The sequence below is a fragment of the Saccharothrix hoggarensis genome (genome assembly GCF_042678885.1).
GTDB classification, from domain to species: Bacteria; Actinomycetota; Actinomycetes; order Mycobacteriales; family Pseudonocardiaceae; genus Actinosynnema; species Actinosynnema hoggarensis.
This window is the reverse complement of sequence record NZ_JBHTLK010000007.1, coordinates 1-22,261: the sequence shown is the minus strand read 5'-3', so window position 1 is coordinate 22,261 and position 22,261 is coordinate 1. Positions and strand designations below refer to the sequence as shown.

Sequence of the window (22,261 nt, the reverse complement as noted above, 5' to 3'; positions counted from 1 at the left end):
ACCGATACCCTCGACACGACCGGAATCCCCTTGTGTGTCAACGAAAAGAGCGCGAGAAGGCCGGTCGGTGCGTCGTCGGGAAACAGGCTCAGCCCGCCAAGACTCGGGCCTGTTTCCCGCGACCGCGCCAACCGGTACGACGTGATCTTGAGTTGTGCGCGGCACGCCTCAGCGCGACGCGGTCACCAGTTCTCGTGCACCTCGAACAGGTCTTCGAACTCCATCGGGTCGAGCGCCTTCAGCGCCCCGCTGATGAAGGCCCGGCCGGGCCGCATCTCACCGGACCTGACCCGCGCCACCGTCGAACGGTTGACGCCCATCGCCCTGGCCAGTGCGTAGTCCGACCGGAACCCGGCGAGCTGCATCACCCGCTCGAACTTCTCGGCCCGAAGCACGACCCCGTACTGACTGGTCCCGATTCGGCTCCGAAGACGTACCTTCGACTCCGGCGCGGAGCCATCAGCGCTGGTCATCGGCCACCTCGCCACCGTTCACGGACCTCAGCGCCTCGCCCTTCTCCCGCTCGCGCTTCGCCCAGTACAGCGCCTCGTGGTGGTGACCCCGGTCGACCTCCGCGACGTGCGCGTACACCTCCGCCGAGCGCAGGTAGAAGTCCCGCCACATCTCCCGTGACGCCCCCGGAGCGGGCATCAGGTGCGTCAACGCCTCGTGCGCGTCCTTGAGCAGCGTCACGGCCTTCGCCTTCGCCCACGGGTCAGCTTTGGTCTGCGCCACGATTACTCACCCCCTCGACAGGCACCTGCACGTGCTCCGCACTGGCCGCCCGATCACCGTCCGCGAGGCGTTCGTTGACGTCGGCCTGGTGGTCGAACGTCTCCGCCGCGTGGAGTGCCGCCGCCTTGGCCCACCACGGCGTGCTGTCCAGGGCTGCGAGCTGCCGCCACAACCACGCCACCCTCCGATAGGTCGGCGCAATCCGGGCCGCAGCCGCCGGGTCATCCGCCGCGACGTACCGATTCGCCTCATGCGCTTGCGTGTAGGCCCGGTACGCCGTCTGCCACTGCACGGTCAGTTGCTGAAGATCGGACACGGCTCACGCGGCCTTGGCGTCGCCGCTGTTCGGCTTACCGGCGGCCGGAGCCGAGCCAGCCGACCGACCCACCGCCCGGAATCCGGTCGCCCGGAACAGGAAGGACTGGTACTTGAACTCGCCGTTGCCCGCGATGCGCGGCTCAGCGGTCAGACCGTCCAGCTCGATCGGCCGCATCCCCGGCAGCACCTCCCCGGTGGTCGGCACCGGCTGAACGTCGGCGAGCAAGGTGATCTCGAAGCTCTTGCGCTTGGCGTTGGGCTCGTGCGGGTCGGTGACCGTCACTTTCCACTGCCGCTTGCCGGTCGCCTCGTCCACCCGCTGACGCACCGGCCGACCGGCCGCCCTCTCGTCACGGGTCTGGTACTCCGTGTCCGGCATGACCTCCCCGACCATCACCAGGCCCTGAGGGAACGCGTCATCGAACGAGACGGGGAACCGGTACCCCTTGCTGATCGCCATCGGTGTCAACTCCTCTGACAGGTGCCGCTCTCTCGCGGCTTGCCCATTCAGATTCGGTGGCCAATGGTCCCGTCCCAGGTCCGCAGCAGTCTCACCTGCCGCGTACCGGCCGCGTGTCGATCTCAGCGAGTCTCGTCTTGGTCTCGTCTGAGTGCTAGCCTCTGCCGAAGGAACCACGTGGGGGGAGACCACATGGCCACAGAGTCCACTCTCTTGAGAGTCCTGCTCAGGCAACGCCACATGCAGGGCTACCGCACCTTCTGCAAGGAGTACGACCGCGTCGCCAAGCAACTCGACACCGACCTGATCGGCCGCTACCCCAGCAAGGCCCAGTTCTACCGCTGGCTGTCCGGCGACCTACTCGGCCTGCCCTACGCCGACCACTGCCGCATCCTCGAAAAGATGTTCCCCGGCTGGACCGCCGAGCAGCTCCTGTCCCCACACGAGGGCGACACCGACAGCCTCATCACGCCGCCACAACGAACCGCGGCTTCCACCCACCCCGTACCGCGTCCGGTCCAGTTGCCCCAACAGGCCCGCCTGGCCGACGTCACCGCCGTCTACCCCAGCCGAACCGAGTTCCTGCACAACGTCACCCCACGCGACCTCTTCGAAGGCGCGAGGACCATCGACATCGCGGGCCTGTCCCTCAACGTCCTGTGCCAGCAGTATTCAGACAAAGCCCTACTCGACTCCATCGAGACCGGCACCACCATCAAAGCCCTCTTTCTCGACCCCAACGGCCACAACATCACCGCCCGCGAACACGAAGAGGGCCTACCCGAAGGTCACCTCTCCATGCTCACCCGCCTCAACATCGAAGCCCTACGCCGCATCGGAGCCAAGGTCTCACCGGACGCAGGCGGGCAGCTCGACATCCGCGTCTACGACGAACCACTCCGCTACAACATCCTCATCACCAACCAGACCAAGTGCGTGGTCCAGCCCTACTTGCCCGACGCCCGAGGCGTCGAGTCCCCTACCCTCGTGATCGAGAAGGACGACACCGTGCCTGGCTTGTTCAGCACCTTCTCGCAGGTGTTCGACTCTATGTGGGACCGCGCAAAGGAGACCGGGTGAAGCGGCCGCTTAACCAGTTGGCGGAGATCGCACAGAAAGCCGTACAGCTTGGCGGTAAACAAGTAAGGAACACTCGTCCGCAAGCGATCACTGAAAAAAGTGATCGCGACGTTTTCACCGATGTCGACATCCGCATCGAACGAGGCATTCGCGATTACTTGGCCCGAGCAACTCCGGAGATCGGGTTCGTCGGAGAAGAAGAAGGCACTAGCGGCACCGCCGCCTCAGATGGTCACTATTGGGCACTTGACCCGATTGACGGAACCTCCAATTTTTCTCACGGCATACCTCTTTGTGCGGTCCAGTTGGCTCTAATTGAAAGCGACGAAGCACTGGTCGCCGCTATCTCCCTCCCCTTCCTCGATTTGAACTACTGGGCCACTAAGGGCGGTGGAGCCTACGCGAACGGCGTCCGCATGCGTGCCTCAGGAACTACCGATGTGGCTAGAGCGATTGTATCGATTGGAGACTACGCCACCGGCGAAGGCGCTGCCCAGAAAAATGAGCAACGTATCAGACTCACGGCTGCACTCGCCGAGCGAGTGGAACGTGTACGGATGTTCGGCTCAGCAGCACACGACCTGGCATGGGTGGCAGAGGGTCGCATAGATGCGACGCTTATCCTTTCCAATAACGTACTCGACATAGCTGGAGGCGTTCTCATTGCCCGCGAAGCAGGCGCGACTGTGGTCGATGCCGCTGGCCGTCAGCATACTTTTGATTCACTTGAGACGCTCGCAGGGTCGGAGGAGCTACTGCGAAAGCTACTACCTCTCGTGCGAGAACGGAATATTTAGGCAATACGTCCAAATCAGTCCCAGCGACTGAAGCTGCCCGCCCTGCGTTCACGGTGCACGAACCGGCCCTTACCAGCAACTCTAGCGCTCGGTGAAACGTCCGCGCCCCATCGAACGACATCTACAGATACCGGCAGATCAGAAAGACCGAAGGGATGCGAGTGTTGGACCTTGGAGAGTTTGAAGCCGACTTCGGTGAAGAGGAATCTTTTCCCGACGGTCAAGTAGACGAGTACGACCTGACATCTTCCCCGAATGACTTCAATATCACAACGCTCGTCAATTTCATTGATTCTGGCGTTGTGAAGATTCCAGGGTTCCAACGTCACTACGTGTGGGACATCAAGCGTGCCTCGAAGTTGATCGAGTCTCTAATCATCGGCATACCGGTGCCGCAGATTTTTCTTTACGAGCAGACCAAAAACGAGTTTTTGGTAGTGGACGGTCAACAGAGGTTGATGACTATCTACTACTTTGTGAAGGGGCGTTTCCCGCGCAAAGACCGTCGCGCACGCATTAGGCGCGTCTTCAACGAGTACGGGATGGTCCCAGAAAACATTTTGCAAGATTCCGAGTATTTCGATCCGTTCATTCTCAGATTGCCCACACTCAAAAGTGGAGGGCAAAACAAGTTCACGGGTTTGGAATATGAAACACTCGAAGATTACCGCACACAATTCGATCTGCGCACTATTCGTAACGTCATCATCAAGCAGGTCAAGCCGCAGCACGATGACTCGTCTATCTATGAAATCTTCCATCGCCTCAATGCCGGAGGTGTACTGCTTACGCCTCAAGAGATCCGGCTGAGTCTGTACCACTCGAAGTTCTACGAGCTGCTTTTCCGCTTGAACCTCAACGATGACTGGCGAACTCTGATCGGTGAGCCTGAACCCGACCTGCACATGCGCGATGTTGAGGTTCTGCTGCGAGGAGTAGCCCTCTGGCGAAACCAGGAGCAGTACCGCGGGTCGATGGTAAGGTTTCTCAACGAGTTCTCGCAACATGCTCAAGGCTTCGGCGAATCTGAACTACGCGAGATCGAAGATACAGTTCTATGGTTCGTTGAGTCTTCGCGTTCCATTCGACCCGAGGAACTTCAAACCCGTCATTCGCGATTCGGCGTAACGCTTTTTGAGGCACTCTTTGCCGCTGCATGCCGAACTCGCGAGCAGGGACAGCATGTCACCCTTGACTCAACTCTGGTGAGCAGCGTTAAAGAAGATAAGCGTTTCCACGACTACAGCCAGCAGAAGACAACTGATACCGCGAACGTGATTGGGCGCATTCGACAGGTAGAAGGAATCATAGAACTTCGGGGGTGACGATTGTCCGGCTACGACGTTATCAAGAAGACAATCGACGAACATTCGGAGTTGATGACATTTCTTGGGCAGCGCAACGAACTTTCTTTGCTGACCACAGTTGAGTCTACCTTGCCGAAAGTGATCCTACTATCCGCAGCTAGCGATCTTGAGTCGCGCGTCCAAGGCTTGATAGTAAAGTTCTTTGACCAAACGACCACGTCGCACGAGTTCGCCGTAAGCTTCGTCAAAAATAAGGCGATTAATCGCCAGTTCCACACCTATTTCGACTGGAAAGGCCGGTCGGCAAATCCGTTTTTTGGCTTATTCGGACAAAAGTTCAAGGAGAGGATAGCGGCCGAATACGTCGCGGATCCGCTCTTGAAACCAGCGGTGACCGACTTCTGCGAAATCGGTGCCAAGAGAAACGAGTTAGTCCACTCGAACTATGCAACTTACACGCTCAACATGACAGCAAGTGAAGTGTTTGCCATGTATGAGCGAGCACTTTATTTTATCGAGAGAATGCCGCTCCTCCTTCAAGACTCCTGATCCAAGCGCGCCGTACGGTCCAACCGATTCGCCGTGCTGCCGAACTTGGCTCTATGGGATCAAGGCGCGCCGCCTGCGGCGGCGCGCAGTGCGGGCCGACGCACGTTCGCACCGACTCCCCGCATCACGGCACGCCGGGCTCCCGCTTCGCTCCGCCCGTCGGCCGTGCGCGGAGTCGGTGCACGTGGTCGGGTGGCGGCGCGCCACGAGGCCCCGCTAGGACAACGAGCTGCCAGCGGCATCGATCGGGACGATCGCGCGGTCAAGCGGCTTGGTCGAGCTGGGCACGGCGATCGGCTGCCGCGACGGCTACGCCGTCTTGCCATCGAGAAGGGCAACCGGCGACGAGGGCTTAGGACCACGGAAGCGCGAACGGGCGTCACCTCGGCTGGCCGTGGTGAGGCTCAGTCGAGGTGACGCCCGTCGATCGCTGATCAACTTTCAGGCCGTCTGTGGGCCGTGGGACGTTGAGGAAGGTCGAAACGGGATGGAACGCAACCAGACGCGTCCAGGCAGGTCAGAGGTGATCCGGAGCGCTCAGCCGCAGGTCCGGTCAGGACAGGTGGGAGAACACGAACATCTTCAAAGGCTTCACGGCCTGATCGGACGGTCGTGGCGGGGGAGGGTCAGGCCCCCGCCAGGATCGCCACACCGATCCCGATCAGCACCACCGGCAGCAGCACGTGGCCCCAGCGGGTCAGGGTGGGGGCTATGGCGGGACGGGTGGCGAAGAAGTGGCCGGCCGCGCACCAGACGGCCACCAGGACCAGGAAGACGATGACGTAGCCGGTGATGCCGGTGGTCGCGAAGACCGGGACGTAGACGCCGATGTTGTCGCCGCCGTTGGCGAACGTCACCGCCGCCACGCCCAGCGCGCCGGACGCCGCCGGGTCGTTGTCGTCACCCCGCGCCACGCCTGCCACGCCGCCTTCACGCCCAGCGCCAGCGGCAGGAGGCCCAGCCACGGGAGGACGGTCGTGGGGAGGAGGGTGGCGCCCAGGGCGGCGGTGACGGCCACCACCAGGATCGCCGTGAAGCCCAGGTACTGGCCGAGGACGACCTTCCACGGCGGCACGCCGCGCGCGAAGAACACGGCCAGCAGCACGATGTCGTCCACGTTCGTCACCGCGAACAACCCGACGGCACGGATGATGTCCAGCACCAGCGAACCTTAAGGTGCAGGGATGAACGGACCCGCGGACATGCTCGCCAACGACGCCGCGTCGGCCGCGCTCGGCATCCGGGCGCTGGAGTTGGGCGACGGCACGGCCCGGCTGGCCATGACGGTCACCGAGCGGATGGTCAACGGTCACGGCATCGGGCACGGCGGGTACGTGTTCCTGCTCGCCGACACGGCGTTCGCCTGCGCGTGCAACCGCCACGGCTCGGTGACCGTGGCGGCGCAGGCGGAGATCGACTTCATCGCCCCCGTGCACGCGGGGGACGAGTTGGTGGCGGACGCGGTGGAGCGGGTGCGGTTCGGTCGGAGCGGGATCTACGACATCACCGTGCGCCGGGGCGACGAGGTGGTGGCCGAGTTCCGCGGCCGGAGCCGGACCCTCAGGCCGAACGGCGCAGACCCAGCACCTGGAGGGTGATGAACCCCATCACGCCGACGGCTTGGGCGACGATCAGGAAAACGCCCAGACCGGTCACCGGGAACCACCCGGCGAACGCGGTGAGGAAGCTGTCCACCACCCACAGCACATTTCCGACCACCACCACGGCGACCAAGGGACGAATGGGCTTCATGCCGAGCAGGAACACCCCGGCGCCGTAGGCGAGGAGGAATACGCTCAGCCCGACCACCAGACCGTTCGGCAGTCCGGTCGGGAGGTCGTTCATCACCAGGGCCACCACCCCGAGCCCGGCCGAGCCGACACCGTCGAGCTTCAGGGCGAACCGGAGGAGGCCGTCGTTGCGAACCTGCGTTGTCGTCGTCATGGCTCGAAAGCTAGGGCGGCGCGCACTGCCGGCGGTACGCCAAACGCTGCCAACCGCTGCCAGTTCCTAGCGCACGACCTGCGAGGACAAGTCCTCGGCCACCAGTCGGGCGCCCGCGTTCTGCCAGTTGTGCAAGGTCCGCTCCGGCACCTGATTGACGAACCACGCCAGCGCCCGGCGGGCCTCCGGGTCGAGGTCTTCGCGCTTGGTCCGCCTGCTGTACGGGCGGATGCCGACGACGTAGTAGAAGTACAGCGCGTTGTAGTGCCGCCATTCGTCGCTGGTGCCGAATTCGCCGTCACGCGGCTTCAGCCGGAGAATGCTCTCCAACAACAACGACTTCAGCTCGGCCGCGCGTTCCAGCGGTTGGTCCGACGCGCCTCTCGCGGCGAGCCGGGCGTCGATCACCGGCAATTCCGTCAACGGGCTCGCGACCAACTTGCCGAGGTCGCCGTAATGGCTCAACGCGCGCCGGGTCAGCTTCACGAACTCGGCCGGGTCGAGCGGCGCGCGGCGGGGCAGCGCGTCGGCGGCGTCACGGAGTTCGGCCCGCGACTCGGCCACGTCGGGCACCGCGACCCGGTCCACGAGCAGCGCGAGCGGGTTGGCCAGCACCTGCACCGCGATCGCGGCGGCCACCGTGCCGTACAGCAGGGGGACGAGGCGGGCGTCCAGGAACAACGCCACCTGCCCGCCGAACACCGCCGCCAGCGCCGCCGACGTGAGCAGGGACCGGGTCATGTCGGCGCGGATCGCCTCGCCCTCGTCGAACGCGTCCGCCACGGCCACGATGACGCCGAACACGAGCAGGTCGAACCCGGCCGACGCGAGCACCACCGCCTTGGGCAGCACGTCCAGCGCCACCACCGCGCAGCTCAGGCCGAACAGGATCGTCGCCGCGGCCAGCAGCGCCCGCCGCAGTCGCACGGACAGCACCAGCGCCGCCGCCAACGGGACCAGCACCACGGGCGGCGCGAAGTAGGCCGCCGCCAGCAGCGGCGCCGCGCTCCACCGCCACCACCGCTCGTAGCGCACCGGCAGCCAGCACACGATCACGCCCGTCCACGCCACCGCGGACACCGCCAGCAGCATCGGCGGCACGGGCAGCGCGATCACCAGCGCGTAGTTGAGCAACCCGATCGAGGCACGCCGGAGGAGTGGTTTCCGGGGATCTCGCACCAGCAGGTAGAGGCCCAGCCACCAGGCGAGGCCGAACGTCACCACCGACACCGCGATCACCCGCCGATCCTACGGTTGCGGTGGCTGGGACGATGTGGTTCATGCCGGTCGAGCTGACGCTCCGCAGGGCCGCCGAAGAGGTCGGACGCGGCGATCTCGCCAGTGTGCTGCGCGCACGGCAACGCCTGGTCGGGCTGGTCGCGAGCTACCCGGACCGGCTGGACCTGCGCGAGCGGCTGGCCGAGGTGTACCGCGTGCTCGGCGACGCGGCGCAGGCCGGCCGCTGGAGCTACCTGTCGGAGGTCCGCGACGACGCGGAGGTCGCCGCCTTCGAGCGCGCCTACCGCACCCCGCTGGCCCGCCTCGCGGCGATGAACTGGGTGAGCGGCGAGGCCGGCGCGGCCACGGAGACCGCGCGGGAACGGCTGGTGGCGTTGCGGAACGCGGCGAACGCCCAGCTGAGCGCGGAACTGGCGGTGGCCGACGACCGCGACTCGTCGTGGGGCGCCAACGCGCTCGTGCTGCTCGGCCTCGTGGTGGTGCTGCTGTGCTTCGTGGTCGGCGCGGTGACGATCGTCATGTGGGGCTACAGGTGGCTCGCCGGATGAGCGCATGCTGGTGGGATGAACGACGTCGCCGCCGCCGCTGACCGCATCCGCCCGCACGCCCGCCGCACCCCGTCGTGGCGGACCGAGGTCGACGGCAGGCCGATCGTGTTCAAGCTCGAGCACCTCCAGCTCACCGGCTCGTTCAAGCTGCGCGGCGCGCTGAACACCCTCCTCGCCGCCGGTTCACCGGATCGAGTGGTCACGGCGTCCGGTGGGAACCACGGGCTCGGCGTGGCGAAGGCCGCCCAGCTCCTCGGGCTGCACGCCACCGTGTTCGTCCCGGTGAGCGCGCCGGAGGGCAAGGTGCGGCGGATCGAGGCGGCGGGCGCGAAGCTCATCCGGCACGGCGACACGTACGCCGAGGCCGTCCTGGCGGCCCGCGAGACGCCCGGCTTCTACGTCGAGGCCTACAACGACCCGACTGTCGTCGCAGGTCAGGGCACCGTCGCGGCCGAGGTGGTCGCGGACGTGCCGGACGTGGACGTGATCGCCGTCGCGGTCGGCGGCGGCGGGCTCGCGGCGGGCACGGCGCTGGCGTCGGGTCGGCTGACGGTGGCCGTGGAGCCGGAGCGGTGCTGCGCCCTGCACCACGCGCTGGCGGCGGGCAGGCCGGTCGACGCCGAGGTCGACTCGGTCGCCGCGTCCGCGTTGGGCGCCACTCGGGTGGGTGAAGTTCCGTTCGAGGTCCTGAGCACGCGGCCGGTCACGTCCGTGCTGGTGCCGGACACCGCGATCCTGGCCGCCCGCGACCGGCTGTGGGAGGAGTTCCGGCTGGCCGTCGAGCCGGCGGCGGCCGTGCCGTTCGCCGCGTGGCTGGCCGGTGACGTGCCCGGTGACCTGCCGTGCGTCGTGCTGTGCGGCGCGAACACCGACTGGACGCCGTAACGCCGTGACGCCGGGGGCGCGGCCTACGTCGCGCGGCGTACGTCGTGGAGCCGCCCGCCGCCGGACGCCGTGACCCGGTCCTGTGACCACGATCAGGTGGCATGACCTCGATCCGCTTCGCCTACCGGGTGGCCGCCCTGCTGTTCCTGTCCGGGCTGGTCCACCTCGTCGTGTTCGCCGTCGACGGCGGGCCGTGGGAAGGGCCGGTGTCGTGGCGCAAGGCGGTCACGTTCGGCCTGTCCTTCGGCCTCACGCTCGCCACGTACGCGTGGGTCGCCGGGTGGCTGCGGCTGTGCGCGGGCTGGGTGTGGCTGTCCACCGCCACGTCGGCGCTGGAGGTGGCGCTGACGACGCTCCAGGCGTGGCGGCGCGTGCCGTCGCACTTCAACGAGGCGACCGCGTTCGACCAGGCCGTCACCCGCGGTCTCGCGGTGGGCGGGGCGGCGGTCATCGTGTCGGTGCTCGCCCTGGCGGTCGCCGCCTTCCGGGCACGGCACCTCGCGCCCAGCATGAGGCTGGCCGTGCGGGCGGGCACGGTCGGCCTGCTGGCCGCGCTCGCGTTCGGCGGTCTGATGATCGCCGAACGCGGCGGCTCGTGGAAGCTCGCGCACGGCGTGGCCATGCACGGCGTCCTGCTGCTGCCGGCGCTCGCGCGGGCCCTCGCCTCCACGACGTGGACCGAGCGGCGGCGCACCCGGACCGTGGCCCTGGCCTCCGCCGCCCACGGCGCCCTCATCACCGCCGCGTTCGGCTACAACGCGCTGGTCTGACCGCTCACGGCCCTGGTCAGCGGCACTCCGGGACGCGCTTGACCGGCTGGAGCCGCGCTTCGGAGCGGTCGGCGCGGTCGGCGTGGACCCGGTCCCCCGCGACCCGCTCCGCCGCACGGTCGCCGGCGACCCGCTCGACCGGGACGCGCTCCACCGGACCGCAGACCTGGGCGGGCACCTCGATCTCCCGCTCCCGGGCCGGGTCCAGCAGCTCGACCCGCTCCACCAGCACCTCCACCTCGGCGATCAGGCTCGCCCACTCCGGCCGGTGCAGGCGCTCCCGCACCACCCAGCGCAGCGTGCGGACTTCCGCGCGCAGCCGTTCGAACTGCTCCGCGTCGAGACGTTGCGCGGACGGGTGGTCGAGCTTGCTCGCCACCACCCTCACCCGGGTCCCGACATCCACCAGCGACCTCCGGCGTCGAGCGTTGTCATGCGGCACACCCGCAGTGTCGCAGGCCGCACCGACAAAACGGCACCCCACCCCGAAACCGGGTCGTACCTCAGCGAGTCGACGTGATCGTGGCGCTGGCCAGCACCAGGTCGCCCGCTGCCGCGTCCTCGCGGTACACGGCGACGGCCTGACCAGGAGCGACACCGCTCAGCGGCTCCCGGAGCTGCACCAACAGCTCGCCGTCGACCAGCTCCGCCACGGCCGGCGCGAGGCCGCCGTGCGCCCGCACCTGCGCCACGCACTCGACCGGTCCGGAGAAGTCGACGCGGGTCACGGGCCGCTCCGCGACGATCTCGGTCACCTTCAGCTTCTCGGCCGCGCCGACCCGCACGGTGCCGCTCACGGGCTCCAGCGACAGCACGTACCGCGGCCGGCCGTCCGGCGCGGGCGCGTCGATGCCCAGGCCCTTGCGCTGGCCGACGGTGAACTCGTGCACGCCCAGGTGCCGCCCGAGGACGGCGCCGGTCTCGTCGTCCACCAGCACGCCCGGCTGCTCGCCCAGCTTGCGGGTGAGGAAGGCCTGCGTGTCACCGTCCGGGATGAAGCAGATGTCGTGGCTGTCGGGCTTCGCCGCGACCTGGAGGCCGCGCTCGGCGGCCTCGACCCGCACGTCGGCCTTGGTGGAGTCACCGAGCGGGAACATCGCGTGCGCCAGCTGCTCGTGGGTCAGCGAGGCCAGCACGTACGACTGGTCCTTGCCGTCGTCGGCCGAGCGGCGCAGCTCCAGCCGACCGTCCACAGTGGCCAGTCGGGCGTAGTGGCCGGTGCACACGGCGTCGAAGCCGAGCGCGATCGCCTTGTCCAGCAACGCCTCGAACTTGATCTTCTCGTTGCAGCGGAGGCACGGGTTCGGCGTGCGGCCGGCCGCGTACTCGGCGACGAAGTCGTCCACGACCTCCTCGGTGAACCGCTCCGCGAAGTCCCACACGTAGAACGGGATGCCGAGCAGGTCCGCGGCGCGCCGCGCGTCCCGGGCGTCCTCGATCGTGCAGCAGCCGCGCGCGCCGGTGCGCAACGTGCCGGGCTTCGCCGACAGCGCCAGGTGCACGCCGGTCACGTCGTGCCCCGCCGCCACCGCCCGCGCCGCAGCCACGGCGGAATCCACCCCGCCGCTCATCGCCGCCAGCACCCGCATGCCCGTCACACCTCCGCTATCGCCTGGTCGCCCGTCCGACCGGCACCCCTCGGATCACCGGTCCGACCGACCGGCGACGCACCACCCGCACGCCCATCCACCGCCGCGCCACCGGCCGCGCGCGCCGACGCCGAGCCAGAAGCACCGGCCTCACCACCACCGGCGGCCGCGCGCGCCGACGCCGAACCCCTCGCCGCGCCGCCGTTGCGGCCTACCCCGTGCCGCTTCAACCCCGCGATGCCCGCCGTGCGCGCGCGTTCCACCACCGGGCCGATCACGTCCGCCAGCTCGCGCACCTCGGCCGCCGTCGACGTGTGCCCCAGCGAGAACCGCAGCGACCCCCGCGCCAGCACCGGGTCGACGCCCATCGCCAGCAGCACGTGGCTCGGCTGCGCCACGCCCGCCGTGCACGCGGAGCCGGTGGAGCACTCGATCCCCTTGGCGTCCAACAGCATCAGCAGGCTGTCACCCTCGCAGCCGGGGAACGTGAGGTGCGCGTTGCCGGGCAGCCGGTGCACCGGGTCGCCGTTCACCGAGACGTCCGGCACCACCCGCCGCACCGACGCGACCAGCTCGTCCCGCAGCTCGGCCACCTTCGCCGACGTGGCGGCCCGGTGGTCCACCGCGTGCCGCACCGCCGCGGCCAGGCCCACGATCGACGGCACGTCCAGCGTGCCGGACCGCACGTCCCGCTCCTGACCGCCGCCGTGCAGCACGGGCGTCGTCGCCACGTCACGCCCCAGCAGCAGCACACCCACACCGTAGGGTCCGCCGACCTTGTGCCCGGTGAGCGTCAACGCCGAGGCGCCCGACTCCGTGAAGTCGACCGGCACCGCGCCGACGGCCTGCACCGCGTCGGTGTGGAACGGCACCGCGCGCGCGGCGGCCAGCGCGGCCAGCTCCCGCACCGGGTTGACCGTGCCCACCTCGTTGTTCGCCCACATCGCGGTGACCAGGGCGACGTCGTCGTCCAGCACGTCCCGCAGCGCCTCGGGCCTGATGCGGCCGAGCCCGTCCGGCTCCAGCCACGTGACCTCGGCGCCCTCGTGCTCGACCAGCCACTGGACGGCGTCCAGCACGGCGTGGTGCTCCACGGACGACACGACCAGCCGACGTCGCCGCGCCGTGCGGCGGGACCAGTAGATGCCCTTGACGGCGAGGTTGTCGCTCTCCGTGCCGCCGCTGGTGAAGATCACCTCGGAGGGTCGCGCGCCGAGGGCGTCCGCGATGTCCTCCCGGGCCTCCTCGACCGCCCGCCGCGCCCGACGCCCGGAGGTGTGCAACGACGAGGCGTTGCCCGTGGTGGACAACGCCCGGGTCATCGCCTCGATCGCCTCGGGGAGCATGGGGGTCGTGGCGGCGTGGTCGAAGTAGGCCATCAGTTTCCCAGGGTAGCCCGGCTGAGCCGGCCGGCGAGCACCGCACCGAGGACCGAGACGCCCGCCATCAGCAGGTCGAACGGCACCACGGCGGCGGTCGGCGCGGCGGCCGAGGCGAAGGTGGTCACCAGCACCCCGCCGAGCCCCACCAGCAGCGCGGAGCCGAGCATGTCGCTGATCTGCAGGGCCGAGGAGTTGAACCCCCGGTCGACCTCGGAGGACGCGCCGAGCACCAGCACGCTCAGACTCGACATGGCCAACCCCATCCCGGCCCCGGCGACGGCCCACAGGACCGGTGTCGCCCACGCCGGACCCCACGAAGGTGCGATGAGCGTCACCCCGGAGATACCCACCGCGTTGAGCGTGAACCCCCACCGCACCAGCTTCTCGCGCGGGACGTCCGGCTTGCGCGACTGCCACCAGGCGGCGCTGGACCAGCCGAGCGCGCTGAGCGTGAGCGGGATGCCGGCGGCGATGGCCGAGTAGCCGTGGACGGACGTCAGGGTGAGCGGGATGAACGCCTCGGCCGCGAAGAACGACCCGGCGAGCAGGGCGCGGGCGAGGATCGTCGCGGGCAGGCCGCGGCGGGCGCGCAGGGTGCCGGCGGGCAGCAGCACGCGCAGCGCGGGCGCGAGGACGACGAGGCCGGCCAGGCCGATCACCAGGTTGAGGCCGCGCGGGTGCTGGGCCGCCCAGCTCAGCGCCGCCACCCCGAACCCGGCGCCGAGCGCGGCCAGGGGCAGCCCGCGGCGGGTGTTCCGGTCGGGGGTGTGCGGCGGCAGGTTCCGCAGCACGGGCACCAGCAGCAACACGCCGAGCAGCACGAACGGGGCCAGCCCGAGGAACACCCAGCGCCAGCTCAGCACCTCGGTCAGCCACCCGGACAGGGCCGGCCCGACCAGCGACGGCACCACCCACGCGGACGCGAGGAGGCCGAACACGGCGGGTCGGTCCCGTTCCGGGTAGACGAGCCCGATGAGCACGTACAGCGCGACGACCTGCGCACCGCCGCCGATGCCCTGCAGGAACCGCCCGAGCAGCAGCACCGGCATGTCCTGGGCGAGCCCGGCGACGATCAGCCCGACGAGGAACAGCGCGGGCCCGAACAGCAGCGACGGCCGCGGCCCGCGCAGGTCGCTGACCCGTCCGGACAGCACGGTGGCCACGACGCTCGCGGCGAGGAACGCCAGGAACGGCCACGCGTACAGGTCGTTGCCGTCCAGTTCGGCCACCATGCGGGGCATGGCGGTGCTGACGCCCATGTTCTCGAACGCCAGCAACGTGACGAGCAGGATGATGCCGAGCGTCGGACCCCGCCGTTCGGGCGTCCACAGGCTGCTCTTGGCGGGCGTCCCGGCAGTCGTCGTCACGGGTCAATGGTTCAACCTCCACCCCGGTGGAGGTCAAGGCAATATGACCAGGCCCGCCCTAGTGCGCGATGAACCGGTGCGAGGCGTTGTTGTCCCACATCGTGCTGTTGAAATTCGCCGTCTGACCGGCGCCGAAGGTCTGCGACGCGCCCAGGTAGCCGCTGTTGTAGTAGACGGTCACCGTGTGCGCGGTGGTCCGGTTCCACGCCGAACCGGCGTTGTTCTTCACGCACTCGCCGCGGCCGGTGCCCGCGCCGGTGAACACGTAGCAGGTCGGCAGGCTGTCACCGTAGTTCGGGATCGAGCCGTTGAAGTCCGACAGCGAACCGCCCTTGCTCGCGCCGTAGTACAGGCAGAACTCGCCCACCTCGCACACCCCGTTGCGCGGGGTGGCCGCGGTCGCGACGCCCGTCGACGACATGACCAGCGCCACGCTGCCGGCGATGGCCAATGCCGCCCCGACGAGCCGCTTCCCGATGATCCCCATGATGATCCTCCCCAATCAGGGCGATGACGTCGTCACCGCCCCGGGGAACCCTTCACCACGGGCGCACGGCACGGTAGCGAACGGCCCCCGACCACCCGATCCGACCAGCACCGCGCCCTGAACGGCCCAGCGGCGCGCGCCCGGTGACAACGCCCCCGACGACGCCCCCGTCACGTCGCCCTGGCGACGCCTCCGTGACGAGGCCTCACGCCACCGGGGCGGCCACCACGTGCACCCGCGGCGCGGGCACCTCCACCGAGCCGAACGCCACCCGCTCCGACTCCCGCTGCACGAGCGCCGCCAGCTCCCGCCGCGACGACGCGCGGCCGGGCGCGACCTCGTCCAGCACGTGCACCTCCACCACGAGCCCGCGCGCCCGCAGCACCCGGCGCATCGAGCCGACCAGCGTGTCCGACCCGACGAACGCGGGCCGGGTGGACGGCGTCGCGCCCTGCAGGTACCGCAGCACGACCGGCCGCACGGCCACGCCCGCGTCCAGCGCGGCCTGGAAGAGCGCCGGCCGGTAGCGCCCGGACGCGACGCCGCACCAGGTGGTGCCCTCGGCGTGGATGCCGACCGCCGCGCCGTCCCGCAGCGCCGCGGCCAGCTCCGCCACCGTGCCCGGCAGCTGCGACAGCCGCTCCCGGTCGAGGTAGACGGTGCGGGCGGCGGTGATCAGGCGGCCGAGCACCGGCCAGTCCCGGATGTCCCGCTTGGCGACCATGCGGATGGGCTGCACCGCGTCGATGGCCAGCTCGTCCAACCAGGACACGTGGTTCGACACGACGAGCACGCCGCGGCCGGGGTTGTCCTGGAACACCGGACCGACCACCCGCAGCCGCACGCCGAACGCCCGCACCAGCACCCGGAACCAGCGCCGCAGCAGCGCCGACCGGGCCGGCCCGCGCACGCACAGGACGGCGAGGACGACGAGCGCCCCGCACAGCATCACGGTCGCGGCGGCGAACACCCGCCACGCGACCCGGACCGCGCCCACGGTGGCCGTCGAGTGGTCGACGCACCCGTCACCGCAGGGCGAGACGGGCATCCACGGGTGTGCCGCGCTCATGCCGTCTCCCCGAGGAAGAACTTGAGGTACCGCTGGTCGACCCGCTCCATGCCGAGCAGCACGGGCAGGTCGGCGACGCCGAAGTCGGCGTCCAGCGCGGGCCGCCCGCAGACCCACGCGCCGAGCCGCAGGTAGCCCTTCAGCAGCGGCGGCAGCACGGTCTTGTCGGGCCGCGCCACCGAGTCGACGTCCCACGGCTCGCGCGGCGTGACGCGGTACCGCTCGGGCGCGTGGTGCTTGGCCCGCACGACGTCCCACACGCCCGCGGCGAACGACCCGCCGTCGTGCAGCGGCACGGAGGCGCAGCCGATCAGCCACGAGTGGCCGGACAGCAGCATGTACCGGGCGATGCCCGCCCACACCAGCGACACCACCGCGCCGTTCCGGTGGTCCGGGTGCACGCACGACCGCCCGGTCTCCACCAGGGACGGCCGCAGGGCGTCCAGCGCGGACAGGTCGAACTCGCCGTCCGAGTACAGCCGCCCGGCCTCGGCGGCCCGTTCCGGCGGGAGCATGCGGTAGGTGCCGACGATGTCGCCGGTCCGGTCGTCCCGCACGACCAGGTGGTCGCAGAAGTCGTCGAAGTAGTCGACGTCGTGCCCCGGCACGGAGGTGTGCAGCACGGCGCCCATCTCGGTCGCGAACACCTGGTGCCGCAGCCGCTGCGCGGCCACGACCTCGTCGCTGTCACGCGCGACCAACAGGGAGTAGCGCGGCGCGTCGGAAGCGGCGTCACCGGTGCTGACAAGCAGTTGCGGCTGCGTCATGGGTCTGGTCTACCGACCGCATGGCGACCGGGAGCAGGTCGTTCCGATGACGCCTCAGTGGCAGGTCGGTTAAGCCCCGGTGAGGCCGGGGACGGCACGGGGGCCGCCCCGCCGAAGCGGAACGGCCCCCGTGGCCCGGCTCGGGTGGAACCCGCAGGTCAGCCCTTGCGCTTGGCGACCTCGTCGGTCAGCTGCGGCGCGACCGAGAACAGGTCGCCGACCACGCCGAAGTCGGCGATCTCGAAGATCGGCGCCTCCGGGTCCTTGTTGACGGCGACGATGGTCTTGGACGTCTGCATGCCCGCCCGGTGCTGGATGGCGCCGGAGATGCCCAGCGCGATGTACAGCTGCGGCGAGACCGTCTTGCCGGTCTGGCCGACCTGGAACTGGTGCGAGTAGTAGCCGGAGTCCACCGCGGCACGGGACGCGCCCACCGCCGCGCCGAGGCTGTCGGCCAGCTTCTCGACGACCTCGAAGCTCTCCGCGCTGCCCACGCCACGACCGCCGGACACGACGACCGACGCCTCGGTCAGCTCCGGGCGGTCACCGCCGGCGACCGCCTCACGGCCGGTCACGCGGGTCACCAGGGCCGGGTTGGCGGCGGGCGCCTCGACGGCCACCTCGACCGCGTCGGCCGGGGCCTCGGTGGCCTCGACGCCGCCGGGGCGCACCGCGATGACCGGCACGCCGTTGCTGACCTTGGACTTGACGACGTACGCGCCACCGAAGATCGACTGGGTGGCGACGCCGTCGCCGTCCAGGTCGACGGCGTCGTAGAGCAGGCCGGAGCCGAGGCGCACGGCCAGCCGGCCCGCGACCTCCTTGCCCTCCAACGTGGCCGAGACGAGCACGGCGGCGGGCGAGGCGCTGCCCGCGACGGCCGCGAGCGCGTCCACCTTCGGCGTGACCAGGTGGTTGGCGGCGTCCTCGGACTCCACCGCGTACACCTTGGTGGCGCCGTAGCGGCCGAGCGACTCCTTCACCTTGCCCGCGGTGCCGGGCGATCCGACCACCACCGCGGCCGGCTCGCCGAGACGGCGCGCGGCGGATAGAAGCTCATAGGTGACCTTCTTGACCTCGCCGTCGACGTGGTCGACGAGGACGAGTACCTCAGACATTCTTTTCCTCGCCTTCAGATGAGCTTCTGGCCGACCAGGTACTCGGCGATCTTCGAACCGCCGTCACCCGAGTCCTCGACACGCTGACCGGCGCTGCGCGGCGGCTTCGGGGCCGCCTCCAGCACCTGCGACCACGCGGCGCCGAGGCCGACCTCGTCCGCGGCCAGCCCCAGGTCGGCGACGGTGAGCGTGGTGACCGGCTTCTTCTTGGCCGCCATGATGCCCTTGAACGACGGGTAGCGCGGCTCGTTGATCTTCTCGTTCACGCTGACGACGGCCGGCAGGCTCGCCTCCAGGTGCGCGACGCCCTCGTCGGTCTCCCGCTCGGCCTTGATCGTGGAGCCCTCGACGGTCACCTTGCGGACCTGCGTCACCTGCGGCAGGCCCAGCAGCTCGGCCAGGATCGCCGGCACGGCGCCCGCCCGGCCGTCGGTGGCCTCGTTGCCCGCGATGACGAGGTCGACGCCCTCGACCGTGCCGATGGCCTTGGCCAGCACCTTGGCGGTGGTGAGCGCGTCGGAGCCGTGCAGCGCCGCGTCGGAGACGTGGATGGCCTTGTCGGCGCCCATGGAGAGCGCCTTGCGGATCGCGTCGGTCGCGCGGTCGGGACCCATCGAGACGACGGTCACCTCGCCGCCGTGCGCCTCCTGGAGCAGCAGCGCCTCTTCCACGGCGCGCTCGTTGATCTCGTCGAGCACGGCGTCCGCGGAGTCGCGGTCGAGGGTGTGGTCGGCGTCGGCGAGCCTGCGCTCGGACCAGGTGTCGGGCACCTGCTTGACCAGGACGACAATGTTCATAGGTCCTCTTCGACCTCCTGCGGACGGGCGGCGACGTGGGGTGGCGACGGTAGTTGCCTGCGGTCGCCGGGGTGTTCGTGACCCTGCCATGTCATCGCCGCATTGGCATGGTGGTGTCGGCCACCCGAATGTTACCCACCGGTAGGAGGGGTGCAAGCGACTGCAAGCACCCCGGCCGCGTGATGATGCTCACTGGGCGGGAACAGGCCATTCGGACAATGTCGGACAACCCGCCGCGGGCGTTACAGACGCCGCCCCGGCTCGGCTAGGTTCGAACGCATGTTCCGGCGAGTAGCGATTGTCACGGACTCCACCGCGTGCCTGCCGCCGCAGTTGACCGAGAAGCTCGGCGTGACGGTGGCGCAGATCCAGATTCGCATCGGGGACTGGGTGGACGACGAGGCGCGCGTCCCCGTGCCGAAGCTCGTGGACGCCCTGCGCGACGGGCACGTCGACGTGGCCACCGCCCCGCCCGACCCCGGCGCGTTCTTCTGGGCGTACGCGGACGCGGCGGCCTCCGGGGTGGACGCGATCGTGTCGCTGCACGTGTCGACCGGCCTGTCGCGGACCGTGGAGGCGGCCCGGCAGGCCGCCGCGCAGTCGCAGGTGCCGGTCCACGTGGTGGACACGCAGACGTGCGGCATGAGCCTCGGGTACGCCGTGGTGGCCGCCGCCACCGTGGCCGCCGCCGGAGGTGACGTGAACCGGGTCGTCTCCGCCGCACGGCACAGCGTCAGCCGCAGCAGCGAGCTCATCTACGTGGACACGCTGGAGTACCTCCAGCGCGGCGGGCGGATCGGCCGGGCGACCGCCCTGCTCGGCTCGGCGCTGTCGATGAAACCACTGCTCACCGTGGCGGACGGGCAGATCACGCCGCTGGACAAGGTGCTCGGCGCGGAACGGGCCGTGCGCAAGCTGGTCGACATCGCGGTCAAGCGGGCGGGCCGGGAGGCGGTGGACATCGCGGTCGAGCACTTCGACGCCGCCGAGCGCGCCCGGAGCGTCCTCGACCAGCTGCGCGCGAAGCTGCCGAACGTGCGGCGGTTCCTCGTCACCGAGGTCAGCTCGGCGATCGGCGCGCACGTCGGTCCGGGCGCGCTCGGCGTGACGGTGTCGCCCGTCTAGCGCCCGATCGGGCCAACGCCGGCGGGTTTGGCGCGATTCTTCGCCGTCCGCGGCGGTGCGGAACTCCGCAACGCGTTTGACCGTTGGCTGAGCAGGGAAGGAGGTGGACATGGCTTCTCTGTTCAGCAAGCTCAGCGCGTTCGCCCGGAGCCCGCAGGGCCGCCGGATCACCGAGCAGGTCAAGCACGTGGCCCGCGACCCCCGCAACAAGGCCAAGGCGCAGCAGCTCCTGCGCAAGCTCCGCAAGCGCTGACCGGGCGCTGCCGACCGGGACCCCGATCGCGGGGCCCCGACGGCTACGGGGCGCCGGAGGGCTTCGCCGCGTCAGGCGTTGCCCGACTGGCGGCCGGCGGTGTCGACCGGGAGTGACGCCCGGGGTTCGGCCGCGGATTCGGTCTGGGCGGGCACGTGGATCACCACGGGCCCGCCTTCGCCGCTGTCCGGCCGCGCCCCCGTGACTGCTCCAGCCGGCTCGTCCGGCGCGTCCGCGGGGCGCGGCAGCGCGTCCGGCACCGCACTCGGCCGCTCCACGGCGCGCGGCGTCACGCCGGGCACCGCGCTCGGCCCTTCCACGGGCCCCGACAGGTAGCCCGCCATCGAGAGTTGCCTGGTGGGTTCCGGCTCGTGCTCGCGCCGGTCGGGGTCGGGGTCGTCAGGCACGTCGCGCACCACGCGCATGCGGCGCACTTCGTCCTGCCGCACGGGTTCCTCGGTCTCGTCCTCCGGCTCCGGGTCCGGCACCACGACGAGCGTCGGCCGCGACGGCTCGGGCGGCGGCAGCGCGGTCGGGATGCCCATCACCGGGTTCCGGTGGATCGGCTTGGTCACGTAGTCCTCGGGCGGCCACCGCAGCTCCACGTCCGGGATCGGCGGCGGGCCCTCCGGCCGCACCTCGGGCTCCGGTGTTCGCTCGCGCCTGAGCATGACCGCCGTCACCACGCACCCCGCGGCGAACGACAGGGCGCACAACCCGATCACCAACGCGCCAGACATCCCGCACCCCTAGCCCACGCCGGACGCGGCCTGCCCGCCGCGCCCGATCACCAACACCTGTTCCCACCGCCGCCGCGCGCGCACGGCGCACCGTCGGCTCATCGCAGTGCCGATCCGGGCGGGCGACCGCGGTCCCGGCCGCCCGCCCCGCTCAGCGCGACGTCCTCCGCTGGACGACCTGCCCCCACACCGGTGGCAGGGCAGGTCGTCTCGGCCGAACCTCCGTCAAGCACCCACCCGCCGTCCGTCCACGGCTTTGCCGTCGGGCGCCGGCGCGCCCTGCCCGTCGACGCGCTTCCCGTCCAGCGGCAACCCGTCCACCGGGAAGCCGTCCACGCGCTGCCCGTCCACCGGCCGGGTGTCCACGCGCTGCCCGTCCACGCGCGGACCGTCGTCGTTCGACACCTGCTCCGGGATCAGCGACGGCACCTCGTCCGCCGCCGCCTCCAGCGCCGCCCGCGCCGCGGCCAGCTCCGCCGCCACCGTCCGCCGCAGGTCGTGCAGCTCGTCGGACCGCTGCTGGATCTCGGCGATCCGCCGGTGCGCCTCCCGCGCCGCGAGCTTGATCAGGAACGCGGCCCGCGCCTTGGCCAGCTCCTCCTGCTGCGCGAAGTGCTGGTCGGCCTCGTTGCGCCGCCGGTTCATGGTCAGCTCGAAGAAGTTCTGCGCCTTGACGCGCTTCGCGTCGGACTCCGCCTCCAGCTCGCGGCACCGCTGCGCCGCCTCCGCCAGCAGCCGCTCCGCCTCGGCCTCCGCCCTGGCCACGGTCTCCGCGCACTCCGCGTCGACCTCCTCGGCCCGCGCCCTGAGGTGCGCCTCGACCTCGGCCCGGCGGCGTTCCAGGTCGACTTCCCGCTGGTCCAGCTCGGCCGCCCGCTGGTTGGCGGCCTCGCGCTGCTCGCGCGCGTGCGCGTCGGCCGCCGCGCGCAGCGCGA

General features: G+C 70.1%; 27 protein-coding genes and 2 pseudogenes. 10 read left to right on the top strand and 19 right to left on the bottom strand.

Features of this window, described 5'->3' with window-relative positions; genetic code table 11:
* Window positions 1-182 precede the first annotated feature (182 nt).
* The 4 genes from ACFQ3T_RS03070 to ACFQ3T_RS03055 form a co-directional block, all read right to left on the bottom strand.
* Complete coding sequence (locus ACFQ3T_RS03070; RefSeq protein ID WP_380719503.1) at window positions 183-395, bottom strand: transcriptional regulator; 213 nt, start codon at window positions 393-395, stop codon at window positions 183-185.
* Window positions 396-459: 64 nt separating this feature from the next.
* The gene (locus tag ACFQ3T_RS03065) at window positions 460-735 is read right to left on the bottom strand and encodes an AMED_5909 family protein (RefSeq protein ID WP_380719501.1); all 276 of its coding nucleotides are present in this window, start codon (window positions 733-735) and stop codon (window positions 460-462) included.
* The gene (locus ACFQ3T_RS03060; protein WP_380719499.1) at window positions 716-1,051 is read right to left on the bottom strand and encodes a hypothetical protein; all 336 of its coding nucleotides are present in this window, start codon (window positions 1,049-1,051) and stop codon (window positions 716-718) included. Before ACFQ3T_RS03060 ends, ACFQ3T_RS03065 begins: the two co-directional genes overlap by 20 nt.
* Before the next feature lie 3 nt (window positions 1,052-1,054).
* Window positions 1,055-1,513 carry a hypothetical protein gene (locus ACFQ3T_RS03055; protein ID WP_380719497.1) on the bottom strand — a complete coding sequence of 153 codons (459 nt, stop codon included), beginning with the start codon at window positions 1,511-1,513 and terminating at the stop codon, window positions 1,055-1,057.
* Between the two features lie 192 nt (window positions 1,514-1,705).
* Here ACFQ3T_RS03055 and ACFQ3T_RS03050 point away from each other — a divergent pair, with 192 nt between their 5' ends.
* The 4 genes from ACFQ3T_RS03050 to ACFQ3T_RS03035 all read left to right on the top strand — a co-directional run bounded on the left by ACFQ3T_RS03050 (window position 1,706) and on the right by ACFQ3T_RS03035 (window position 5,246).
* Window positions 1,706-2,593 (top strand): DUF5919 domain-containing protein, encoded by an 888-nt coding sequence (locus tag ACFQ3T_RS03050; RefSeq protein WP_380719495.1) that lies wholly within the window; start codon window positions 1,706-1,708, stop codon window positions 2,591-2,593.
* The gene (locus ACFQ3T_RS03045; protein WP_380719493.1) at window positions 2,590-3,390 is read left to right on the top strand and encodes an inositol monophosphatase family protein; all 801 of its coding nucleotides are present in this window, start codon (window positions 2,590-2,592) and stop codon (window positions 3,388-3,390) included. Before ACFQ3T_RS03050 ends, ACFQ3T_RS03045 begins: the two co-directional genes overlap by 4 nt.
* Window positions 3,391-3,545: 155 nt before the next feature.
* A complete protein-coding gene (locus tag ACFQ3T_RS03040) occupies window positions 3,546-4,715 on the top strand; it encodes a DUF262 domain-containing protein (RefSeq protein WP_380719491.1) in 1,170 nt (389 codons plus the stop codon).
* A gap of 3 nt (window positions 4,716-4,718) precedes the next feature.
* On the top strand, window positions 4,719-5,246 hold the full coding sequence (locus ACFQ3T_RS03035; protein ID WP_380719489.1) for a HEPN domain-containing protein: 528 nt from the start codon (window positions 4,719-4,721) through the stop codon (window positions 5,244-5,246).
* A gap of 626 nt (window positions 5,247-5,872) precedes the next feature.
* On the opposite strand, the gene ACFQ3T_RS03030 is transcribed toward ACFQ3T_RS03035, so the two are convergent.
* Together ACFQ3T_RS03030 and ACFQ3T_RS03025 are read right to left on the bottom strand one after the other, a co-directional pair.
* Complete coding sequence (locus ACFQ3T_RS03030) at window positions 5,873-6,103, bottom strand: cadmium resistance transporter (RefSeq protein ID WP_380719487.1); 231 nt, start codon at window positions 6,101-6,103, stop codon at window positions 5,873-5,875.
* Window positions 6,100-6,408, bottom strand: a complete 309-nt coding sequence (locus ACFQ3T_RS03025) for a cadmium resistance transporter (RefSeq protein ID WP_380719485.1) — start codon at window positions 6,406-6,408, stop codon at window positions 6,100-6,102. The genes ACFQ3T_RS03030 and ACFQ3T_RS03025 overlap by 4 nt, the downstream gene beginning before the upstream one ends.
* A 22-nt stretch (window positions 6,409-6,430) precedes the next feature.
* Between ACFQ3T_RS03025 and paaI the strand changes: the two genes are divergently transcribed.
* The gene (paaI, locus tag ACFQ3T_RS03020) at window positions 6,431-6,844 is read left to right on the top strand and encodes a hydroxyphenylacetyl-CoA thioesterase PaaI (RefSeq protein ID WP_380719483.1); all 414 of its coding nucleotides are present in this window, start codon (window positions 6,431-6,433) and stop codon (window positions 6,842-6,844) included.
* On the opposite strand, the gene ACFQ3T_RS03015 is transcribed toward paaI, so the two are convergent.
* Together ACFQ3T_RS03015 and ACFQ3T_RS03010 are read right to left on the bottom strand one after the other, a co-directional pair.
* Window positions 6,807-7,190 (bottom strand): hypothetical protein, encoded by a 384-nt coding sequence (locus ACFQ3T_RS03015; RefSeq protein WP_380719481.1) that lies wholly within the window; start codon window positions 7,188-7,190, stop codon window positions 6,807-6,809. The genes paaI and ACFQ3T_RS03015 overlap by 38 nt on opposite strands.
* Before the next feature lie 66 nt (window positions 7,191-7,256).
* Window positions 7,257-8,429 (bottom strand): hypothetical protein, encoded by a 1,173-nt coding sequence (locus ACFQ3T_RS03010; protein ID WP_380719479.1) that lies wholly within the window; start codon window positions 8,427-8,429, stop codon window positions 7,257-7,259.
* A 41-nt stretch (window positions 8,430-8,470) separates the two neighbouring features.
* Between ACFQ3T_RS03010 and ACFQ3T_RS03005 the strand changes: the two genes are divergently transcribed.
* The 3 genes from ACFQ3T_RS03005 to ACFQ3T_RS02995 all read left to right on the top strand — a co-directional run bounded on the left by ACFQ3T_RS03005 (window position 8,471) and on the right by ACFQ3T_RS02995 (window position 10,632).
* Window positions 8,471-8,977 (top strand): DUF6584 family protein, encoded by a 507-nt coding sequence (locus ACFQ3T_RS03005; RefSeq protein WP_380719477.1) that lies wholly within the window; start codon window positions 8,471-8,473, stop codon window positions 8,975-8,977.
* A 15-nt stretch (window positions 8,978-8,992) separates the two neighbouring features.
* A complete protein-coding gene (locus tag ACFQ3T_RS03000; protein WP_380719475.1) occupies window positions 8,993-9,862 on the top strand; it encodes a serine/threonine dehydratase in 870 nt (289 codons plus the stop codon).
* A 101-nt stretch (window positions 9,863-9,963) separates the two neighbouring features.
* Entirely contained in the window at window positions 9,964-10,632 is a 669-nt protein-coding gene (locus ACFQ3T_RS02995; RefSeq protein ID WP_380719473.1) for a hypothetical protein, read from the top strand.
* A 16-nt stretch (window positions 10,633-10,648) separates the two neighbouring features.
* On the opposite strand, the gene ACFQ3T_RS02990 is transcribed toward ACFQ3T_RS02995, so the two are convergent.
* The 9 genes and pseudogenes from ACFQ3T_RS02990 to ACFQ3T_RS02950 all read right to left on the bottom strand — a co-directional run bounded on the left by ACFQ3T_RS02990 (window position 10,649) and on the right by ACFQ3T_RS02950 (window position 19,208).
* The gene (locus ACFQ3T_RS02990; protein ID WP_380719471.1) at window positions 10,649-11,038 is read right to left on the bottom strand and encodes a hypothetical protein; all 390 of its coding nucleotides are present in this window, start codon (window positions 11,036-11,038) and stop codon (window positions 10,649-10,651) included.
* Between the two features lie 97 nt (window positions 11,039-11,135).
* Entirely contained in the window at window positions 11,136-12,221 is a 1,086-nt protein-coding gene (gene mnmA, locus ACFQ3T_RS02985; RefSeq protein WP_380719469.1) for a tRNA 2-thiouridine(34) synthase MnmA, read from the bottom strand.
* 221 nt (window positions 12,222-12,442) lie between these two features.
* Window positions 12,443-13,600, bottom strand: a pseudogene (locus ACFQ3T_RS02980) (cysteine desulfurase family protein); the annotation flags it as partial.
* Window positions 13,600-14,970, bottom strand: coding sequence for an MFS transporter (locus tag ACFQ3T_RS02975; protein WP_380719466.1), 1,371 nt, complete (start codon window positions 14,968-14,970; stop codon window positions 13,600-13,602). The pseudogene ACFQ3T_RS02980 and the gene ACFQ3T_RS02975, both read right to left, overlap by 1 nt.
* 58 nt (window positions 14,971-15,028) lie before the next feature.
* The gene (locus ACFQ3T_RS02970) at window positions 15,029-15,457 is read right to left on the bottom strand and encodes a peptidase inhibitor family I36 protein (protein WP_380719464.1); all 429 of its coding nucleotides are present in this window, start codon (window positions 15,455-15,457) and stop codon (window positions 15,029-15,031) included.
* A 205-nt stretch (window positions 15,458-15,662) separates the two neighbouring features.
* Entirely contained in the window at window positions 15,663-16,526 is an 864-nt protein-coding gene (locus ACFQ3T_RS02965) for a lysophospholipid acyltransferase family protein (RefSeq protein WP_380719462.1), read from the bottom strand.
* On the bottom strand, window positions 16,523-17,293 hold the full coding sequence (locus ACFQ3T_RS02960; RefSeq protein WP_380719460.1) for a GNAT family N-acetyltransferase: 771 nt from the start codon (window positions 17,291-17,293) through the stop codon (window positions 16,523-16,525). The genes ACFQ3T_RS02965 and ACFQ3T_RS02960 overlap by 4 nt, the downstream gene beginning before the upstream one ends.
* A gap of 158 nt (window positions 17,294-17,451) precedes the next feature.
* Complete coding sequence (locus tag ACFQ3T_RS02955; protein WP_380719458.1) at window positions 17,452-18,411, bottom strand: electron transfer flavoprotein subunit alpha/FixB family protein; 960 nt, start codon at window positions 18,409-18,411, stop codon at window positions 17,452-17,454.
* Between the two features lie 14 nt (window positions 18,412-18,425).
* Window positions 18,426-19,208 (bottom strand): electron transfer flavoprotein subunit beta/FixA family protein, encoded by a 783-nt coding sequence (locus tag ACFQ3T_RS02950; RefSeq protein ID WP_380719456.1) that lies wholly within the window; start codon window positions 19,206-19,208, stop codon window positions 18,426-18,428.
* A gap of 279 nt (window positions 19,209-19,487) precedes the next feature.
* Between ACFQ3T_RS02950 and ACFQ3T_RS02945 the strand changes: the two genes are divergently transcribed.
* Together ACFQ3T_RS02945 and ACFQ3T_RS02940 are read left to right on the top strand one after the other, a co-directional pair.
* A complete protein-coding gene (locus tag ACFQ3T_RS02945; RefSeq protein WP_380719454.1) occupies window positions 19,488-20,333 on the top strand; it encodes a DegV family protein in 846 nt (281 codons plus the stop codon).
* A gap of 109 nt (window positions 20,334-20,442) precedes the next feature.
* Window positions 20,443-20,586: a hypothetical protein gene (locus ACFQ3T_RS02940; protein WP_380719452.1), complete on the top strand. Its 144-nt coding sequence runs from the start codon at window positions 20,443-20,445 to the stop codon at window positions 20,584-20,586.
* A gap of 71 nt (window positions 20,587-20,657) precedes the next feature.
* On the opposite strand, the gene ACFQ3T_RS02935 is transcribed toward ACFQ3T_RS02940, so the two are convergent.
* Window positions 20,658-21,326 (bottom strand): hypothetical protein, encoded by a 669-nt coding sequence (locus ACFQ3T_RS02935; protein WP_380719450.1) that lies wholly within the window; start codon window positions 21,324-21,326, stop codon window positions 20,658-20,660.
* 225 nt (window positions 21,327-21,551) lie between these two features.
* Window positions 21,552-22,261: pseudogene (locus ACFQ3T_RS02930) on the bottom strand (hypothetical protein); the annotation flags it as partial.

What these genes read in the sequence shown, in the direction of transcription:
- ACFQ3T_RS02940 (WP_380719452.1), top strand. Translation starts at nt 20,443, where the DNA reads ATGGCTTCTCTGTTCAGCAAGCTCAGCGCGTTCGCCCGGAGCCCGCAG.
- ACFQ3T_RS03000 (WP_380719475.1), top strand. Translation starts at nt 8,993, where the DNA reads ATGAACGACGTCGCCGCCGCCGCTGACCGCATCCGCCCGCACGCCCGC.
- ACFQ3T_RS03055 (WP_380719497.1), bottom strand. Translation starts at nt 1,513, where the DNA reads ATGGCGATCAGCAAGGGGTACCGGTTCCCCGTCTCGTTCGATGACGCG.
- ACFQ3T_RS02935 (WP_380719450.1), bottom strand. Translation starts at nt 21,326, where the DNA reads ATGTCTGGCGCGTTGGTGATCGGGTTGTGCGCCCTGTCGTTCGCCGCG.
- ACFQ3T_RS02945 (WP_380719454.1), top strand. Translation starts at nt 19,488, where the DNA reads ATGTTCCGGCGAGTAGCGATTGTCACGGACTCCACCGCGTGCCTGCCG.
- mnmA (WP_380719469.1), bottom strand. Translation starts at nt 12,221, where the DNA reads ATGCGGGTGCTGGCGGCGATGAGCGGCGGGGTGGATTCCGCCGTGGCT.
- ACFQ3T_RS03050 (WP_380719495.1), top strand. Translation starts at nt 1,706, where the DNA reads ATGGCCACAGAGTCCACTCTCTTGAGAGTCCTGCTCAGGCAACGCCAC.
- ACFQ3T_RS03040 (WP_380719491.1), top strand. Translation starts at nt 3,546, where the DNA reads ATGCGAGTGTTGGACCTTGGAGAGTTTGAAGCCGACTTCGGTGAAGAG.
- ACFQ3T_RS03005 (WP_380719477.1), top strand. Translation starts at nt 8,471, where the DNA reads ATGCCGGTCGAGCTGACGCTCCGCAGGGCCGCCGAAGAGGTCGGACGC.
- ACFQ3T_RS03015 (WP_380719481.1), bottom strand. Translation starts at nt 7,190, where the DNA reads ATGACGACGACAACGCAGGTTCGCAACGACGGCCTCCTCCGGTTCGCC.
- ACFQ3T_RS02970 (WP_380719464.1), bottom strand. Translation starts at nt 15,457, where the DNA reads ATGGGGATCATCGGGAAGCGGCTCGTCGGGGCGGCATTGGCCATCGCC.
- ACFQ3T_RS02950 (WP_380719456.1), bottom strand. Translation starts at nt 19,208, where the DNA reads ATGAACATTGTCGTCCTGGTCAAGCAGGTGCCCGACACCTGGTCCGAG.
- ACFQ3T_RS02995 (WP_380719473.1), top strand. Translation starts at nt 9,964, where the DNA reads ATGACCTCGATCCGCTTCGCCTACCGGGTGGCCGCCCTGCTGTTCCTG.
- paaI (WP_380719483.1), top strand. Translation starts at nt 6,431, where the DNA reads ATGAACGGACCCGCGGACATGCTCGCCAACGACGCCGCGTCGGCCGCG.
- ACFQ3T_RS02965 (WP_380719462.1), bottom strand. Translation starts at nt 16,526, where the DNA reads ATGAGCGCGGCACACCCGTGGATGCCCGTCTCGCCCTGCGGTGACGGG.
- ACFQ3T_RS02955 (WP_380719458.1), bottom strand. Translation starts at nt 18,411, where the DNA reads ATGTCTGAGGTACTCGTCCTCGTCGACCACGTCGACGGCGAGGTCAAG.
- ACFQ3T_RS02960 (WP_380719460.1), bottom strand. Translation starts at nt 17,293, where the DNA reads ATGACGCAGCCGCAACTGCTTGTCAGCACCGGTGACGCCGCTTCCGAC.